Raw genomic sequence first — 16,974 nt, 5'->3', positions numbered from 1 at the left:
GCACACGAGAAACCCCCGGCATCCGATGCCGGGGTTTTCTTCGTATGCGGTGAAAGGTGATTCGCAAGAATCGGTTCGGGCGCGGTTCCGGACGTACCTGTTCCGGAACCGCGCCCCGAAGGTCAGGAGTTCTTCTGTTGCTCCTGCTTGACGAGTCCGCCGCCGATGATCAGACGCTGGATCTCGCTGGTGCCCTCGTACAGGCGCAGCAGACGCACGTCGCGGTAGATCCGCTCGACCGGCACCTCGCGCATATAGCCGGTGCCACCGTGGATCTGGACGGCGAGATCGGCGACCTTGCCGACCATCTCGGTGCAGAACAGCTTCGCGACCGACGGTGCGATGCGGCGGTCGGTCTCCTCGACCCACGCCTTCGCGGCGTCGCGGACGAGGGCGCGGCCGGCCATCACACCGGTCTGCTGGTCGGCGATCATCGCCTGCACGAGCTGGAAGTTTCCGATGGGGTTGCCGCCCTGCGTGGCGGTCGCGGCGTAGGCGACAGACTCGTCGAGTGCGCGCTGGGCCTGGCCGACCGACAGTGCGGCGATGTGCACGCGACCGCGGGCGAGCGAGACCATGGCGGCCTTGTAGCCGACGTCCTCGCTGCCGCCGACGAGCGCGGAGTTCGGCACACGCACGTCGTCGAAGTGCACGTCGGCGGTCCAGGCGCCCTCCTGGCCCATCTTGGCGTCCTTGTTGCCCACCGTCAGGCCGGGGGTGTCGGCGGGGACGAGGAAGACCGCGATTCCGGTGCCGTTCCCGTCTGCCGGACGGGTGCGGGCGAACACGACGAACAGGTTCGCCAGCGGCGCGTTGGTGATGAAGCGCTTCTCGCCGGTGATCACCCAGTCGTCACCGGCGCGCACGGCCTTGGTACGCAGACCCGACGGGTTCGAGCCGGCGCCCGGCTCGGTGAGGGCGAAGGATGCGACGCCCTCGCCGGAGGCGATGCCCTCGAGCCACTGCTGCTTCTGCTCGTCGGTACCGAAGTTGACGAGCACCTGGCCGGCGATGCCGTTGTTGGTGCCGAACATCGAGCGCAGCGACAGGGTCGTGTAACCCAGCTCCATCGCGAGTTCCGCGTCCTGCTGCAGATTCAGGCCGAGGCCGCCCCACTCCTGCGGGATGGCGTATCCGAACAGGCCCATGTCCTTCGCGGCCTGGCGGATGTCCTCGGGAATCGCATTGGTCTCGGCGATCTCCTGCTCGCGCGGCACGACCACGTTGCGCACGAACGCGCGGGTCTGCGCGAGGATCTCGCGGAAGTCGTCCTCGTCGACCTCGGGGGCCGGGATGGAGAGTGTCATGTCTACAACCTTCGTGCGGCCGCGGGGAGGTGTCCAATACGAATGGCGCCATTCCCGTATAGGCATTGTCGATGGATGAGAGCCGTTCTACCGGCCGGTTCGCCGTTATATTCGGAGCATCGACTTGCCTGGGGGCCGTCCCGAGCCCCGCCGAAAGGAATCATAGATGTCTCTGTTGGAGAACCGCACTGCCGTGATCACCGGTGGCGCTCAGGGAATCGGCTTCGCCATCGCGCAGGCGTTCGTCGACGCCGGCGCCCGCGTCGTGATCGGCGACCTCGATCTCGATGCCGCCACCGCCGCCGCCGAGAAGCTCGGAGGGCGCGACGTGGCCCGGGCCGTGCGCGCCAACGTCGTCGAGTCCGCCGACTGGGACACCCTCCTCGCCGAGGCCGTCGACGGTTTCGGCTCGCTCGACGTGGTGGTCAACAACGCCGGTATCACCCGCGACGCGACGATGCGCACGATGACCGAAGAGGACTTCGACCTCGTCATCTCGGTGCACCTCAAGGGCACCTGGCACGGCACCCGCAAGGCCGCCGCGATCATGCGTGAGGCCAAGCGCGGCGCGATCGTCAACATCTCCTCGCTGTCCGGCAAGGTCGGCATGGTCGGCCAGACCAACTACTCCGCCGCCAAGGCGGGCATCGTCGGCCTCACCAAGGCCGCCGCCAAGGAGATGGCGCACCACGGCGTCCGCGTCAACGCGATCCAGCCCGGCCTGATCCGTTCGGCGATGACCGAGGCCATGCCGCAGAAGGCATGGGACCGGAAGATGGCCGAGATCCCCATGGGCCGCCCCGGCGAGGTCGACGAGATCGCCTCCGTCGCACTGTTCCTCGCGTCCGACATGTCCTCCTACATGACCGGCACCGTCCTCGAGGTCACCGGCGGCCGCTTCATGTGACGGTCCATCCGTCACCTCCCTCTCTTCCCGAAAGGTCATCATGCGTGAAGTTGTCATCTGCGAGCCGGTCCGTACCCCGATCGGCCGCTACGGCGGAATGTTCAAGTCCCTCACCGCAGTCGATCTCGGTGTCGCAGCCCTGAAGGGTCTACTCGAGCGCACCGGTGTTGCGCCCGAACAGGTTCAGGACGTCATCCTCGGCCACTGCAACGGCAACAGTGAGGCCCCGGCCATCGGCCGCGTCGTCGCTCTCGACGCCGGTCTGCCGATCACGGTGCCCGGCATGCACATCGACCGTCGCTGCGGTTCGGGCCTGCAGGCCGTCATCCAGGCCGCCTTCCAGGTCGGTAACGGCGACCACGATCTCGTCGTCGCCGGTGGCACCGAGTCGATGAGCAACGCGGCGTTCTACTCCACCGATATCCGCTGGGGCGGCGCCCGCACCGGTGTGCAGATGCACGACGGGCTGGTCCGAGCCCGCTCGACCGCCGGTGGCCGTTTCTACCCGGTGCCCGGCGGCATGATCGAGACCGCGGAGAACCTGCGTCGCGAGTACTCGATCTCCCGCGACGAGCAGGACGAGCTGGCCCTGAACTCGCACCTGCGTGCAGTCCACGCCCAGAAGAACGGGATCCTCGCCGAGGAGATCATCCCCGTCACGGTGAGCAGCCGTAAGGGCGACGAGGTCATCGACACCGACGAGCACCCGCGTCCCGACATCAGCCTGGAGACCCTCGCCAAGCTGAAGCCGATCATGGGCAAGCAGGACCCCGAGGCCACCGTCACCGCCGGCAACGCCAGCGGCCAGAACGACGCCGCGTCCATGGCCATCGTCACCACCCCGGAGAAGGCCGCCGAGCTGGGCCTGACCCCGCTGGTGCGGTTCGTCTCGTGGGGCGTCGCCGGTGTCCAGCCCAAGGTCATGGGCATCGGCCCCGTGCCGGCCACCGAGGTCGCCCTCGCCAAGGCGGGCATCACCCTCGCCGACGTCGACATCATCGAGCTCAACGAGGCGTTCGCCGCGCAGGCCCTTGCCGTGACCCGCGAGTGGAAGTTCGGCAAGGCCGACTTCGAGCGCACCAACGTCCACGGCTCCGGCATCTCGCTCGGCCACCCGGTCGGCGCGACCGGCGGACGCATGCTCGCCACCCTCGCCCGCGAGCTGCACCGTCGCGAGGCCCGCTACGGCCTCGAGACCATGTGCATCGGCGGCGGCCAGGGCTTGGCAGCGATCTTCGAGCGCGTCGCGTAAGCAGACAGCTCCCGGTTCGGGGAGGGTGTGTTCGGTTTTTCTCGAAAAGCCCGGACACAACCTCCCCGAACTTCTTTCGTCGCAGGTGACCGGGCTGGGGATGACGCCGGGTTGTCCACAACCGGGCCTCGACGCGGCGTCAGGAGGCGCGTCGCGCCCGGCATGCTCGGCGCGTGATCGACTTCGACGAACCGTTCTCGGGACGCGCGGCACTCGCTGCCGGCGTCGTCACGCGGCATCGGCTCGCACGCGACTTCGTCCCCCTCCACCGCGACGTCTACATCCGACGAGAGATCCCGGCCACCCTGCTGCTGCGTGCGAAGGCGGCATGGTTGTGGTCGCAGGGCCGCGGCGTCCTCGCGGGAGTGTCCGCCGCTGCCGTGCACGGCACTCGATGGCTCGACCCGGATGCGGCGGCCGAACTCGTCCGCTCCGATCACGTCCGGTCGGCGCCGGGCATCTCGGTCCGACGCGCCCCGAAGCTCGACACCTGCGTGGTCGACGGGATGTTCGCGACCACACCGGCGCAGACGGCCTTCGATCTCGCCCGACGAATGCCGTTCGATCGGGCCGTCGAAACGATCGACGCGCTCTGCAACGCGACCGGCCTGAAGGTGCCTGAGATCGAGGAACTCGCGACGAGGAGCAAAGGCGCACACGGTATCGGTGCCGTGCCGCGGGTGCTCGCCCTCGTCGACGGTGGGGCTGCGTCACCGCCCGAGACCCACACGCGTCTGCTCCTCGTCCGTGCCGGTCTCCCACCGCCGGAGACCCAGATCGAGATCTTCGACGGCGACGTGTTCGTGGCGCGAGCCGACATGGGATGGAAGCAGTGGCGGGTGCTCGTGGAGTACGACGGCGTGCAGCACTGGACCGACCCCACTCAGCGCACCCGCGACATCGATCGGTACGCGGTGCTGCCCGAACTGGGGTGGACGGTCATCCGGGTCGGCGCCGACCTCCTCTACCGGCGGCCCGAAGTCTTCGTCGAACGGGTGCGGCGTGCTCTGGGAGCGGCCGGTGCGCCCGTCTGAGCAGAACTTCGGGGAGGTTGTGTGCGTGTTTTTCGAGAAACGCGAACACAACCTCCCCGAACTTTCGACGGGCAACGCTATTCGGTGCGGAGGAGGTAGAAGCGGAAGAAGCCGAAATCCTCGATGGGGAGCACGTCGACCTCGGTGAAACCGGCATCGAGGGCATAGCGGCGCAGGGTCGCGGGACGCATGACGGTGCCCGTCGCGGCGCTCGGTGTGTGGCTCATACCGTCAGGGAGGCAGATGGTGAGCCTGTAGCCGTACATGAGCCGTTCGACGTCGTCGCCGGGCGCGGTGAAGGTGTCGGCGACCGCTTCGTCCATGACGATCATGAACCCGCCGGGTGCGAGCGACCGCCGTACGGCAGCCAACACTTCGACCGGTCGGGGCATGTCGTGGACGCACTCGAATGCGAAGGCCGCCTGGAAGTTTCCATCGGGCAGTTCGGACGCGTCGCACTGCGTGAACGTGACCCGTTGCGCCACATCGGCATTCTCCGCGAGGTTCGACCGGGCCATCTCCACCGACGGGGCGTCGATGTCGAAGCCGTGAACCTTCGCATCCGGATAGGTGCGCGCGATCGTGATCGTCGACCATCCCCCGCCGCAGCCGATGTCGGCGATCTGCGCGCCCGGCTGCCCGAGCACCCGGTCGACCTCCGGTACCGACCGCAGAGCATCGGGCAGCGCCTTCTCGAACAGCGGCCTGTTCGCGTCGGCCTGCGACTCGCACACGTCGCGGCCGAACTGGCTCCAACTCACGCCGCCACCGTTGCGGTACGCCTCGAGCAGACCGGGAAGCTGCATCGTCGCGCCGACGATCATCCGGGCGAGCGGCGCCATGTACGCCAGGCTGTGCGGATCGGTGAGTACCTCGCGACCGACCGCAGACAGCGTGAAGCGTGGGGGATCGCCGTCGTCGACGTCGAGCAGACCGGTCAGAGCCTGCTGCTCGAGCCACTCGCGGGTGTACCGCGGGTGGGTTCCGGTGCGTTCGGCCAGTTCGTCGGCCGTCGCAGGTCCGTCGTCGGCGAGGCTTCGGTACCAGCCGAGACGGTCGCCGATCAGGATCGTGAGGGTGTCCATGGTGCCGAGGACGGAATCGAGGACGCGCTGCGCGTACGCGTCGACGGAATCGAGGTGGACGGAGGAAGTCGTCGAGGTGGACATACGGATCATCTCCCGAGGAGAAGTGGATGTCGTCCCCACCATCGTCGCCCCCGGATCCCCGGATGTCACCGTTCCGTCGGGAGTTGCTCCTCCGCGCCGGACTCCTCGGACGACCGCACGAAGTCGACGAAGGCGCGACCGGCCTTCGACAGCGAGGCCGGGTCGAACACCAGTCCGTACGACTGCGCGAAGGTCGGCTCGCACGGACGGACCACCGCGACGTCCTGCGCCGACTCGGCGAGCGTCCGTTCGACGAACGACCCACCCAGACCGGCGAGCACCATCGGCAGGCGGGCCTCGCGATGATCGGTGAGCACGGAGATGGGACGGCGCACCTCGGCCTGCCGCATTGCGTAGTCGATCGCGTCGCTCACGGAGCCACCGCCGCGCGGCACGAACACCATCGGGATGTCGGGGAGCTCGGCCAAGGACAGCGGCCCGGGTGGCAGGTCGGTGCGGGGGGGATAGGCGAGCCAGTACTCGGTCTGTCCGAGCTCGATGATCTCGAGACCCACCTCGTCCTCGACGGGCAGATGGGTGACGACGAACTCGCAGTAGCCGTCGTGGATGACCGACGCGGTGAACTCCTCCGCACGCAGATCACCGAGGCGCGCGGTGACTTTGGGATGGAGACGGCGGAACTCGGAGACCAGGTCGACGATCGGGCCGGTTGCGAGAGCGGGGAAGACCATCAGATCCAGTCGGCCCGTCACCTCGGTCGTCGACACGGTGAGCAGCTCCTCGACCGCGTTCACATCGCGGAGGATCTGCCGGCTCGGGCCGATCAGTGCCTTGCCCGCCGCGGTGAGCACCATGCCGCGCCCGATGCGGTGGAACAGCTGCACCCCCAGCTCGCGCTCGAGGCTGCGCAGTGCCTGGGAGACGGTGGGCTGGGCGACGCCGAGCTCGGCGGCCGCGCCGTTGATGCCGTCGTTCTCCACGACGGCGAGGAAGTATTCGACCTGACGGAACTCCATGTCGTCACGCTTCCCAGGGGGTGCCGGTGGTGGTCGCCACGAATGCGGCGGCAGCGGGGGACAGATCGCCGGGTCGCATCACCAATCCGACGGGACGCCGGAACGGTGGGTCCAGGGGCCGGACGACCGCACCGGGGATCTGCTTCTCGGCGACGCGACGCGGCACGATCGTCCCGGCGGTGCCACGCTCGACGAACTGCCACAGGGCTGCCTGGTTGGCGCAGTCGACGACGACGTTCTGATCGCCGAGCAGTTCACCGGTGCGTGCGGCGCTCGCGCGGGAGCCGAGGTCGAGGACCAGCGGGAAGTCGCGGACCTGGGCCCGGGTGACGGGGTCGGGCACGTCGGCGGCGAGGTCGGGGTGCACGGCGAGCACCATCTCCTGCTCGAGGACCGGAACGGTGATCATGCCGGCGTGATCGACGGACAGGTCGGTGATGCCGATCTCCGCCTCGCCGCGGCGCAGCGCCGCGTGGACTCCGGGAGGGCCTTCGGCGTCGTTCACCCGCACGGTCAGGTTGGGGTAGCGCCGACGGAAGCGCTGGACGAACTCGATGACGGGGTGGATCGAGAACGTCGCGAAGGTGACGATCTCGACGCGACCGGCCTGGAGATCGCGCACCGCCGCGACCTTCTGTTTCGCCCGCTCGACGTCGGCCAGGATGCGGCGTGCGGCGCCCTCGAGGACACGACCGTCCTCGGTGAGGGTGAGCCGTCGGCCGGTGCGGTCGAACAGGGTCGTGTCGAGGCGGCGTTCGAGGGTGCGGATGGCCTGCGACAACGACGGCTGCGAAATGTAAAGTGCCTGAGCAGCTTTCGTGATCCCGCCGTGGTCGACGACCGCCACGAAATAGGTCACGAGGTGCAAGTCCACCCGATTATCGTAGGTGACGCTCAGAACCGTCCCGGACGCAACCGTCAGGAAGGGGTGTCTACCGGGCGCGGTACCCGCCATCCGCCGGTGAACGACGGCTCGCGTTTGTCGACGAATGCACGCATCGCATCGGGGGCGTCGGTCGCGTGGTTGATCGCCTGCGAGCGGGCCTCGTTCTCGAGTGCTTCGCGGAGCGTGAGCGACGAACCCTGCTCGACCATCCGCGCCGACATGCTCACCGCGACCGGCGGGGCGGCGGCCAGCCGCGCGGCCAGTTCGGCGGCGCGACCGGCGAGGGCGTCGGGCTCGACGAGCTCGGTCACCAGGCCCAGGTCGTATGCTTCCTCGGCGCACACGATGTCGGCGAGCATGACCAGACGCTTCGCCTGGTGCAGTCCCACGAGGCGCGGCAGGATCCACGACCCGCCGAAGTCGATCGACAGTCCGCGCCGCGCGAAGATCTGACCGAACTTCGCGGTGCGGGAGGCGACGACCACGTCGCACAGCAACGCCATGTTCCATCCCGCGCCCACCGCATACCCCTCGACCTGCGCGATCAACGGCTTCGAGAACTCCGCGACGGCGAGCGCCGTCTCGTTGATCTCCCGCATACGGTCGAGGGGATGGGTGGAGTCGCGCCGCTCCATGTCGGCACCGGTGCAGAAGTCACCACCGGCGCCGGTGAGGATCACGGCGCGGACGGAATCGTCGTGCTGGAGCGCACCGAACGTCTCACGCAACGACCGCCACGCCTCGACCGTCATCGCGTTCTTGCGCTCCGGTCGACTCAGCGTGATCGTGGCGACCGAGCCGTCCTGCGCGACCAGAACATCCGACATTCCTACTCGCCCTTCCAGACCGGTGCGCGCTTCTCGGCGAACGCCCGGGCGCCTTCCTTGGCGTCGGCCGACGCGAAGACCGGGTCGATGAACTTGCGCTGCGCGACGAAGGCGTCGGGGTCGGTGTAGTTGGCGGCCATCGCGACGACCTGCTTGGTGGCCTTGACGGCGAGGGGGCCGTTCGCCGCGACGCGGGCGGCGAGTTCCTTTGCCACGGTGAGTGCTTCACCGGGCTCGGTGACGCGGTTGACCAGGCCGTGCTGGTGGGCGACCTCGGCGGTGAGTGGGTCACCGGTGATGGCCAGTTCCATCGCGAGCGGGTAGGGGAGGATCTTCGGCAGGCGCAGCAGGCCGCCGGCCGCCGCCGCGAGTCCGCGCTTGACCTCGGGGATACCGAACTTCGCTTCGCGCGACGCGACGATCAGGTCGGCGGACAGGGCGAGCTCGCATCCACCGGCCAGGGCCCAGCCCTCGACTGCGGCGATGAGCGGCTTGCTCGGCGGTGCCTCGGTGAGGCCACCGAAACCGCGGCCGGGGATCGACGGGCGCTCCCCGCGTGCGAACGCCTTCAGATCCATTCCGGCGCAGAACGTTCCGCCGGCACCGGTGAGGATGCCGATGGTCAGGTCGGGGCGTGCCTCGAACTCGTCGATGGCCGCGGCCAACGCCTCCGAGACCTCCAGGTTCACGGCGTTCTTGGCCTCGGGGCGGTTGAGGGTGAACACCGCGACGCCGTCGGCGAATTCGGTGAGGACAACGCTCATGTCAGTTTTCCTTCGTATGGGTCGGAGTGGAGAGAGTCCAGTGGGCGGGAGTTCCACCGTCGGAACGGATGTCGCCTCTATCGGCGAGAACGAGCAGATGGGCCTGGGTTTCGCGGACGGCGAGTCGCTGCAGCCGGGGATCCATCACATCGATAGGACGCGACCACGTGACGCGGGTCGTGATCTCCCACGCCGTCGACTCGGGCCTGGACGCGACGGCATCGCGGATCTCGTCGAGACGGACCTCGTGGTGGTCCATGAGTTGGCGTGCGCGTTCGGTGACTCCGCGGAACCGGTACTCGTGGGCGGGCAGCACCTCGCAGTCCGGCAGAGCCGTCGTCGCATGCAGCGACAGCAGGTAGCGGTGCAACGGGTCGCCCAGTTCGCCGGGGCCGGAGGAGATGTTGGGGCTGATGCGCGGGAGCATGTGGTCGCCGCTGAACAGCAAGTCGCGGTCGCGGTCGACGAAGGCGAGGTGACCGGGCGTGTGGCCGGGCGTCCACACCGCTTCGATGTTCCACCCGGGCAGATCGAGTCGATCACCATGAGCGAGAACGACATCCGCGCTCTCGCCTCGGGGGAAGCGGACGAGTTCGAAGCGGGCGGCCTCGACGACCTCGGGCGGTGCGCCGAGTCCGGTGAGGTCTACGCGCCATGCTTCCTTGTCGGCGGCGGCGTCCTCCGGGGTGAAGTGCCCGAGGGCGGCGGCGTCGGCGGCGTGCATCGCGATCACAGCGCCGGTCGTTTCCTTCAACCGGGGTGCCAGACCGAAATGGTCGGGATGCAGGTGAGTGATCGCCGCGTAGCGCACCTCGGTGATGTGATGGCCGGTCGCGGCGACACCGGCCACGAGGGTGTCCCACGACTCCTCGGTGTCCATACCGAGGTCGATCAGGGCGAGGCCGTCGTCGAAGGCGAGCGCATAGGACAGCACGTACCGCAGCGGGTTCTTCGGCATCGGAACCGGAATCGACCACAGTCCTGGCCGCACCTCTTCGACCGGTGGCAGTACGCCGGCCGCCCACGCTTCACGCTGGACGGTACCGAGATCCTCGGTGACGATCATGACGTCGTTCCTTCCCGTGCAGGAGCGAACTCGTCGCGCAGTGTGCGCTTCAGGATCTTGCCGCTGGCGTTGCGAGGCAACTCGTCGACGAAGTGGATGTGCCGGGGCTTCTTGTAGGAAGCCAGACGTTCGACGGTGAACTCGAGGAGTTCGGCCTCGGTCGGTGTCTCGGCTCCGGGCGCGACCCGCACGACGGCGGTCACGGCCTCGCCCCACCGGTCGTCCGGAACTCCCACCACTGCGACCTCGGCGACGGAAGGATGTTCGGAGATGACCGATTCGACCTCGATCGGGTAGACGTTCTCACCCCCGGAGATGATCATGTCCTTCACGCGGTCGGTGACGAACAGGTAGCCGTCCTCGTCGATGTGCCCGGCATCGCCGGTGCGCAGAAAACCGTCCTCGGTGAACAGGGCGGCGTTCTCGGCCTCGCGTCGCCAGTAACCCTGTGTGTTGTTGCGCGACCGGCTCACGATCTCACCGGTTTCGCCGCGGGGGAGCGGTTCGCCGGTGGCGAGGTCACGGATCTGGACCTCGATCCCCGGCAGCCCGGTGCCGGCCGAACGTAGGAGGTAGGAGCGCGGACCGTGCGGGTCGTGGTCCTCGGCACGTAGCGCTGTGAGGGCGCCCATCGTCTCGGTCATCCCGTAACGCTGCACGAAGCGGCAGCCGAGGGTGTCCATGGCGCGGGCGAGTTGCGTGGGCGTGATGGGAGAGGCGCCGTAGGCGACCAGACGCAGCGCCGACAGGTCGTAGTCCGACAGGTCGGGCATCTCCACGAGCATGTTGATCACCGACGGCACGAGGAATGCGTGGGTGATGCCGTGCTCGGAGATGGCGGCCGCCAACAGGTTCGGGCGCATCTCACCGAGCAACACCAGGTGCAATCCCGCCGACAGGGTCGTGCTCATCCAGCCGGCGCCGGCGATGTGGAACAGGGGCAGCGCGTCGAGGGACACCGAGTCCTCGGTGAACTCGTACAGCGCGAAGTTCTGCGGTTCGTTGAACAGGTTGTGATGCGTCGCCACAACACCTTTGGGTCGACCTGTGGTGCCCGAGGTGTAGAGCTGCAGCACCTCGGTCCGCGGGTCGTCGCCGAAGCCGGGGTCGATGTCGTCACCGGAGGCGACGAAGTCGTCCCACGACCGTGCACCGGGAACGGTGGAGGCGTCGCCGACCACGACGATCTGTACGGCGGGCAGGACTGTGGCGGCAGCCCCGGCCGATGCGGCGAACTCGTCCTCGACGATCAGGACGTCGAGCTGCGCGTCGTCGGCGATGTCGGCGATCTCGCCCGGGTTCAGGCGCCAGTTGAGTGGGGTGAAGACCAGTCCGGCCTTGGCGCAGCCGACGAACGAGGACGCGCCGGGTAGGCCCATGCGCAGCAGTGCGCCGATGCGCTCGGACGTCGCCGGAACGGTCGCGAGCGCCGAGGCGACCCGGTTGGTGAGCGCGTCGAACTCGGAGCAGGTGAGTGTGGTTCCGCCGGAGCTGACCGCCGCACGATCCGGATGTTCGACTGCCAGCTGCCGGATTCGGTTGGGAAGGTGCAACTCGCTCACATCACGCTCCTGATCGACACGGCCGACGCGCGGACATGCCGTCCACGCCGTTCCAGTCGATCACGATCGTGACTGCTGCCACAAAGACCTGCAGCCGTACGCAACGTTAGGGCAAACCTATGGGCGCGTATCGAGACCGACGTCGTGTGCGAAATCCCCGACGGGTCTCGCACACGACGTCGGTCTCGAGGCGATCGATCAGTCGATCTGCAGTTCACCCATCCGGCCCCACTCGGTGCCCGGAATCTCCGTGTTGAGGATGCGCGGAGTCTCGACCAGCGCCGGCCGCATTGCGTCGAGCCCCCTGCGGAAGTGATCGGACTTCACGTGCTCGGATCCGGCGTCCCCGTCGCGGAACGCCTCGACGAGAACGAACTCGGACGGATCGTCCACGCTGCGGGACCAGTCGAACCACAGGTTCCCGGGTTCGCTGCGAGTCGCCTCGGTGAACTCCGCGGTGGTCTCGAGCCAGCTGTCCTGGTACTCGGGCTTCACCTTGAAACGGACCACGATGAAGATCATCTTGCCTCCGGTCGGTAGATGTTGGAGGGACGGATCGTCCCTTCGTCGAACATATCGCCGTACTCACCGGTGAGGGCGTCGAATCCGTGACCGAGCGGCAGACCCCCACGAGGCAACCCGACACGTCAGCGACGTTCCGTCAGCCGCTCGTAGGACACCCGCCACACCCATTCGACCGGTCCCTGGCGGAATCGGCCGAGCCACCAACGGGATCCGACGACCATCACCGCTCCCACCGCGATGTACACCGCGATCGTGAACGGGACCCGCATGGCGGGGTCCACGGTCTTCGCCAGACCGAATCCCCAGTCGTAACAGAGCACCGACGCGACGATGTTCTGCAGGATGTAGCAACTCAGCGCGGTCCGCCCGATGCGTTCACAGGCGGTGCCGACCGTGCCGGTGGTGGCCCTGCCGATGTAGAAGTGGGCGATCCACGCCAGCAGGCCGAGCGCGACGAACGGGGCGATGCCGTAGCGCGCTGCGAATACACCTGCGGCACCGCCGAACAGACCCACGGCGAGGTCGAGCGGTGCTGCGATCGCCCCGACCACCATCAGCCGCCGGCGCAGCACCGCACCTCTGCTGTCGAACAGCCCGGAGGAATACAGTGCGGCGCCGGTCAGGAACAGCGCGACCGTCATCGGGATCACGAAGATCACCTCGGCGCGGAACGCAGCGGCGTTGTCCACGCGGAAGACGATCATGTCCCACCAGGTGGCGGTGGTCAGCTCGGGGGTCTCCGCATTCGGCGGTGAACTGGCGAGCGCCACGACGAGCGCGGTCACGGCCAGCGCGTGAACAGCGACGGCCGTACCCGCGACCCACAGCCGCACACGACGGGAGGAGATCACGAGCCCGCACACGAGCATGGACGTCAGCGCATACCCCATGAGGATGTCGAACTCGGCGACGAGCAGGTAGTGCACCATCCCGTCGACGAAGAGCAGGGCGGCGCGTACCCGGTAACCGCCGGGCCACGGCCGCCCCGCTCGCTGAGCGGACGCCGCTTGCACGGCCAGGCCGATCCCGAACATCAGGGTGAGCAACCCGAGGAACTTTCCCTGCGCGAGTTGCATGAGGATGCGTTGCGGCCACGGATCGGTGCCGATCGAGGCGAGATATCCGACGATCCCGGCGGGGTCGGTGAAGATCCAGACATTGGCGGCGAAGGTGCCGAGGATGGCGATCCCCCGGGCCACGTCGAGGGCGAGGATACGTTGCTGTCGCGTCGTCGAACCGGTGACCGTCATGATCCTCACCATGCGATGCGGCGGGGTCGGCGCGCGTCGGCCGACCGGGGGATGACGGGTCCTCCATGCGGGTGACCCGCGTTCGGTGATCTCCCCGAGAGCAGACATCGGCGAGGAGAACAGAGCAGGAACTGTCGGGTCCCGTGAGCCTCGGTGATGTGAACATGGAGCCATGCACGAAACCCCCACCGAGCTCGCCGACCTCCAGGTGCTCCTCGACACGTCGCTGTCCCGGTCCACATCCCACCTGAGGTCGATCGTCGACGCGTCGCGGACCCTCACGGCCGAGCAGCTCGTCGAGGTGCTCACGGGCATGTGCGTCCTCTCGCTGGCGACGGTCACCGCCGGCGGGGAACCGCGCATCAGTGCTGTGGACGGACATTTCCTGCACGGCAAGTGGTACTTCGGCACCGCCCCCACTGCAGCCAAGGCCCGGCATCTCGCCGCGCGTCCCGCGGCCAGCGCGGCGCACATGCGCGGGGAGGACCTCGGCGTGTTCACACACGGCCACGTGGAGATTCTCAACCCGCGCGGCGGTGAGCCGGCCGACGACTGGCCCGAACTGCTCGCCTACCTTCAGTCGTTCTACGGCGGGGACGCGTTCGACTGGAGCGAGGAGGTGGTCTACTACCGCCTGAACCCGCACTGGATGACCGTGTACGCGCCCGATGTCACGACACTCGTCGATCGGCGCTGATCCCTCTGTGCGAGGGGACGATCAGTCCGGAAGCGAACTACCACCCAGCGCGCCGCGCAGATGCTCGGTCTCGGTGGGCAGGCTGTCGGGAACGAACGTCCATCGGCCTCCCGTCCACGGATCGGCCAGCTCCCCGTCGACTGGAAGCTTCTGCGCCTCGTCCCACAGGATCTCCGCGACCCGATCGTCCGGGGGATCACCCGCGAGGACGACCGAGACCCGGCCGGCACTGCCGGTACGCGCGATCCGGACGATCTCGAGCAGGTCGTCGTGGTCGTAGCCGTAGGGGAACCCGGCGAGGACCAGCAACACGGGTGAGGCGGTCTCTGCGTCGACCTGCCGGGCGAGCGCGTCGAGGTCCGCCGCGTCGGCCAGCCCCCGGAGTCTGGCGGGGACCCGCGACCGGTCGTGGACGGGCGGTCCGGCAAGTCGGGCTGCGGTGAGGGGTTCGAGTGCGGGCAGCGTCCGCCCGGGATCGACGAGGTGCAGCAGGGTGTCGGGCCGGGCCGTGAGCAGCCGCACGACCACGGACGACACGACGGGACCGAGGTCGGCGGGGTCGCCGTCGATCCACAACGGTCGCGTGAGCGGTGCCGGCAGGCACAGGGGGATGCGCAGCGGACCCAGATCGGGCGCCGTCACCTCACCCACCCGCACGCCGTCGCTCGGCAGGTGCACGTGCATCCAGGCCGGGGAGATCCAGGATGCGAGTGCGGGCGGCAACGTCGCGTCGACGGTGAGCAGTTCGGCGGCGAGCACCGCGCTGTCGTCGCGGTAGCGGGCCTCGGCGACACCGACGAGCTCGTCGTAGCGCTGCTGCGCACGCGCCCGGGCACGGTCGGCCTCGGGCTCCATGCGCCGGGCGGGATCGGCCGCCGCTGTCGAGAGTTCGTCGTCGAAACGGTGCTGGGCGAACTCCGCACTCGACGTGTACGCGGCGGCCGATCGGGCGGCGTCCTCGAAGATCTGCCACAGCACCTCGAGAGGTGAGAGGCCGATGACCGGGCCGGGCCCGGGAGCGGCCACCTTCTCCGCGTCGGAGGGTGACTCGACCTCCACCCCGTGCGCGGTGAACATCTCGGCGAGTCCACCGGCGTATCCCTGGCCGAGGGCGCGGATCTTCCATTCGTCGTGACGACGGTAGATCTCCCAGCACAGCAGCGCCGTCTCGGTACCGACCGCCGGTTCCACGTGAAACGACGCGAGGACGGTGCCCGCCGCGTCGCACAGCGAGGTCGACACCGCTGCGGGTCGCTCGCAGCCGACCGCACACAGCACGCGTGCGCCGGGACGGACCGCGTCGACGTCGACGACGATCACCTTGCCCTCGAGCCGAACGCCCGCCGTCGTCGGTTGGTTGTAGAACACGACGTCGTCGGAGGACGCCACCTGCAGGCCGTCGTCCACGACGAACGCGCACACGTCCAGAGGGACGGATGCGGTCGCCGTGAAACGGGCCGTGCGGGTCGGCAGCGGGGCGTTGCGCCCCGCTGTGAAGAGTTCGCCCACCGGTCAGACGGCCAGGAACCGGCCCAGTTGCGGCGCGGCCTCACCGGGATGCTTCGCCTGCATGCCCTCGCCGATGGCCTGCAGCTTCCATTCGCTGCCCTGGCGGTAGACCTTCGCCATGACCATGCCCGTGAACGGCATGCCGCCCTGCAGCGTGTAGCGGGCCAGCTCGGTGTCGATCGTGCCGTCGACGAGACGGCAGAACGCGTTCTGCACCTGCTCGAAGGTGTGGCCCTTGTAGGAGGTCACGATGAACATCACCGTCGTGACATGGGCGGGGACCCGCGTGAGGTCGACGAGCATCACCTCGTCGTCGCCCTCACCGGCACCGGTGAGGTTGTCGCCCTGGTGCTGGACCGAGCCGTCCTTCGACTGCAGCTGGCCGTAGTACACGACGTCGGCGATCTGGTTGTCGGCGAACATCACGGCCGAGGCGTCGAGGTCGATGTCGGCGGAACGGTTGCCGAACAGGCCACGCTTCTCCACTGGATCCCAGCCGAGCCCCATGCGCAGGAAGGTCAGCGCGACGCCGCCGTCCTTGCGGAGGGTGACCTTCTGGCCCTTCACCAGGCTTACCGGGCGGTTCTTCGTGAGGCTGACCTCCGCAGGCTGTGCCGGAGGTGTCTGCTGTGCCGGAGGCGGTGTCTGCTGCACGGGCGGGGCCGGAGCCGGCGTGGGAGCGACGGGCTGAGGTGCGGCAGCAGGCTGGGCGGGTGCGTCGTCGACGCTGACCCCGTGATCGGTCACCAACGCCGCGAAACCGCCCGCGTATCCCTGGCCCACGGCGCGGACCTTCCACGCGCCCTGGCGCCGGTACAACTCCAGCGCGATCACGATGGACTCGGTGCTCAGTCCGTCGATCCGGTACTCGTACAACACCGTTCCCGCACTGTCGGACACGCGCGCGGTGGGCGGTGCGAACCGGCCGAAGCTACTCGACGCGTCGTCGAGGGTGATCACGGCGCGCACCTGATCGATGTCGGCGGGAACCTGCGCGAGCGACACGGCGAGCGAGGCCGCCTGCCCGGGCGCGCCGGATACGAGACGCACACCCGGCCCGGTGGGCTGGTTGAAGAACACGAAGTCGGCGTCGGAGCGCACCTTGCCGTCGGCCTTGACGAGCAGTGCGGACAGATCGGCGGGCGTGGTCAGCTCGAGCGAGACGACGACGTCGGATGCGGTGAGCGGTCCGTTCTGACCCTTGGAGAGCGGAGTCGGCAAGAGATGTGTCCTCACTGTGTC

At 68.4% G+C, this 16,974-nt stretch carries 16 protein-coding genes; 4 read left to right on the top strand and 12 right to left on the bottom strand.

The window, feature by feature from the left end; genetic code table 11:
• Positions 1 to 122: 122 nt before the first annotated feature.
• Entirely contained in the window at positions 123 to 1,307 is a 1,185-nt protein-coding gene (locus tag IM25_RS05490; protein WP_065995841.1) for an acyl-CoA dehydrogenase family protein, read from the bottom strand.
• Between the two features lie 166 nt (positions 1,308 to 1,473).
• On the opposite strand from IM25_RS05490, the gene fabG reads away from it, so the two are divergent.
• The 3 genes from fabG (at position 1,474) to IM25_RS05475 (ending at position 4,500) form a co-directional block, all read left to right on the top strand.
• Complete coding sequence (fabG, locus tag IM25_RS05485) at positions 1,474 to 2,214, top strand: 3-oxoacyl-ACP reductase FabG (RefSeq protein ID WP_019290608.1); 741 nt, start codon at positions 1,474 to 1,476, stop codon at positions 2,212 to 2,214.
• A 40-nt stretch (positions 2,215 to 2,254) separates the two neighbouring features.
• The gene (locus IM25_RS05480; RefSeq protein WP_006550728.1) at positions 2,255 to 3,466 is read left to right on the top strand and encodes an acetyl-CoA C-acetyltransferase; all 1,212 of its coding nucleotides are present in this window, start codon (positions 2,255 to 2,257) and stop codon (positions 3,464 to 3,466) included.
• A gap of 173 nt (positions 3,467 to 3,639) precedes the next feature.
• Positions 3,640 to 4,500 carry an endonuclease domain-containing protein gene (locus IM25_RS05475; RefSeq protein ID WP_065995840.1) on the top strand — a complete coding sequence of 287 codons (861 nt, stop codon included), beginning with the start codon at positions 3,640 to 3,642 and terminating at the stop codon, positions 4,498 to 4,500.
• A gap of 77 nt (positions 4,501 to 4,577) precedes the next feature.
• On the opposite strand, the gene IM25_RS05470 is transcribed toward IM25_RS05475, so the two are convergent.
• From IM25_RS05470 to IM25_RS05430, 9 genes are all read right to left on the bottom strand, one after another.
• Positions 4,578 to 5,678, bottom strand: a complete 1,101-nt coding sequence (locus IM25_RS05470) for a class I SAM-dependent methyltransferase (RefSeq protein ID WP_084294964.1) — start codon at positions 5,676 to 5,678, stop codon at positions 4,578 to 4,580.
• 56 nt (positions 5,679 to 5,734) lie between these two features.
• Positions 5,735 to 6,646, bottom strand: coding sequence for a LysR family transcriptional regulator (locus IM25_RS05465; protein ID WP_065995839.1), 912 nt, complete (start codon positions 6,644 to 6,646; stop codon positions 5,735 to 5,737).
• 4 nt (positions 6,647 to 6,650) lie between these two features.
• On the bottom strand, positions 6,651 to 7,520 hold the full coding sequence (locus IM25_RS05460) for a LysR family transcriptional regulator (RefSeq protein ID WP_006550724.1): 870 nt from the start codon (positions 7,518 to 7,520) through the stop codon (positions 6,651 to 6,653).
• Positions 7,521 to 7,564: 44 nt separating this feature from the next.
• The gene (locus IM25_RS05455) at positions 7,565 to 8,359 is read right to left on the bottom strand and encodes an enoyl-CoA hydratase/isomerase family protein (protein WP_033097523.1); all 795 of its coding nucleotides are present in this window, start codon (positions 8,357 to 8,359) and stop codon (positions 7,565 to 7,567) included.
• A gap of 2 nt (positions 8,360 to 8,361) precedes the next feature.
• On the bottom strand, positions 8,362 to 9,123 hold the full coding sequence (locus IM25_RS05450; RefSeq protein ID WP_006550723.1) for a crotonase/enoyl-CoA hydratase family protein: 762 nt from the start codon (positions 9,121 to 9,123) through the stop codon (positions 8,362 to 8,364).
• 1 nt (position 9,124) lies between these two features.
• The gene (locus IM25_RS05445) at positions 9,125 to 10,189 is read right to left on the bottom strand and encodes an MBL fold metallo-hydrolase (protein WP_006550722.1); all 1,065 of its coding nucleotides are present in this window, start codon (positions 10,187 to 10,189) and stop codon (positions 9,125 to 9,127) included.
• Positions 10,186 to 11,751, bottom strand: a complete 1,566-nt coding sequence (locus IM25_RS05440) for a long-chain-fatty-acid--CoA ligase (protein WP_065995838.1) — start codon at positions 11,749 to 11,751, stop codon at positions 10,186 to 10,188. Before IM25_RS05440 ends, IM25_RS05445 begins: the two co-directional genes overlap by 4 nt.
• A gap of 198 nt (positions 11,752 to 11,949) precedes the next feature.
• On the bottom strand, positions 11,950 to 12,273 hold the full coding sequence (locus tag IM25_RS05435) for a putative quinol monooxygenase (protein ID WP_006550720.1): 324 nt from the start codon (positions 12,271 to 12,273) through the stop codon (positions 11,950 to 11,952).
• A gap of 125 nt (positions 12,274 to 12,398) precedes the next feature.
• Positions 12,399 to 13,526, bottom strand: a complete 1,128-nt coding sequence (locus IM25_RS05430) for a DUF418 domain-containing protein (RefSeq protein ID WP_442971911.1) — start codon at positions 13,524 to 13,526, stop codon at positions 12,399 to 12,401.
• A 172-nt stretch (positions 13,527 to 13,698) separates the two neighbouring features.
• Between IM25_RS05430 and IM25_RS05425 the strand changes: the two genes are divergently transcribed.
• Complete coding sequence (locus IM25_RS05425; protein ID WP_033097520.1) at positions 13,699 to 14,223, top strand: pyridoxamine 5'-phosphate oxidase family protein; 525 nt, start codon at positions 13,699 to 13,701, stop codon at positions 14,221 to 14,223.
• 21 nt (positions 14,224 to 14,244) lie between these two features.
• Here the strand turns inward: IM25_RS05425 and IM25_RS05420 are convergent, their stop codons facing one another.
• Together IM25_RS05420 and IM25_RS05415 are read right to left on the bottom strand one after the other, a co-directional pair.
• Positions 14,245 to 15,732, bottom strand: a complete 1,488-nt coding sequence (locus IM25_RS05420; protein WP_033097519.1) for a TerD family protein — start codon at positions 15,730 to 15,732, stop codon at positions 14,245 to 14,247.
• A gap of 3 nt (positions 15,733 to 15,735) precedes the next feature.
• On the bottom strand, positions 15,736 to 16,953 hold the full coding sequence (locus IM25_RS05415; RefSeq protein WP_033097518.1) for a TerD family protein: 1,218 nt from the start codon (positions 16,951 to 16,953) through the stop codon (positions 15,736 to 15,738).
• Positions 16,954 to 16,974: the final 21 nt, after the last annotated feature.

It is taken from the genome of Rhodococcus sp. p52 (assembly GCF_000763325.2).
Taxonomy (GTDB): Bacteria; Actinomycetota; Actinomycetes; order Mycobacteriales; family Mycobacteriaceae; genus Rhodococcus; species Rhodococcus pyridinivorans.
This window is presented reverse-complemented; position numbering and strand designations above follow the sequence as displayed.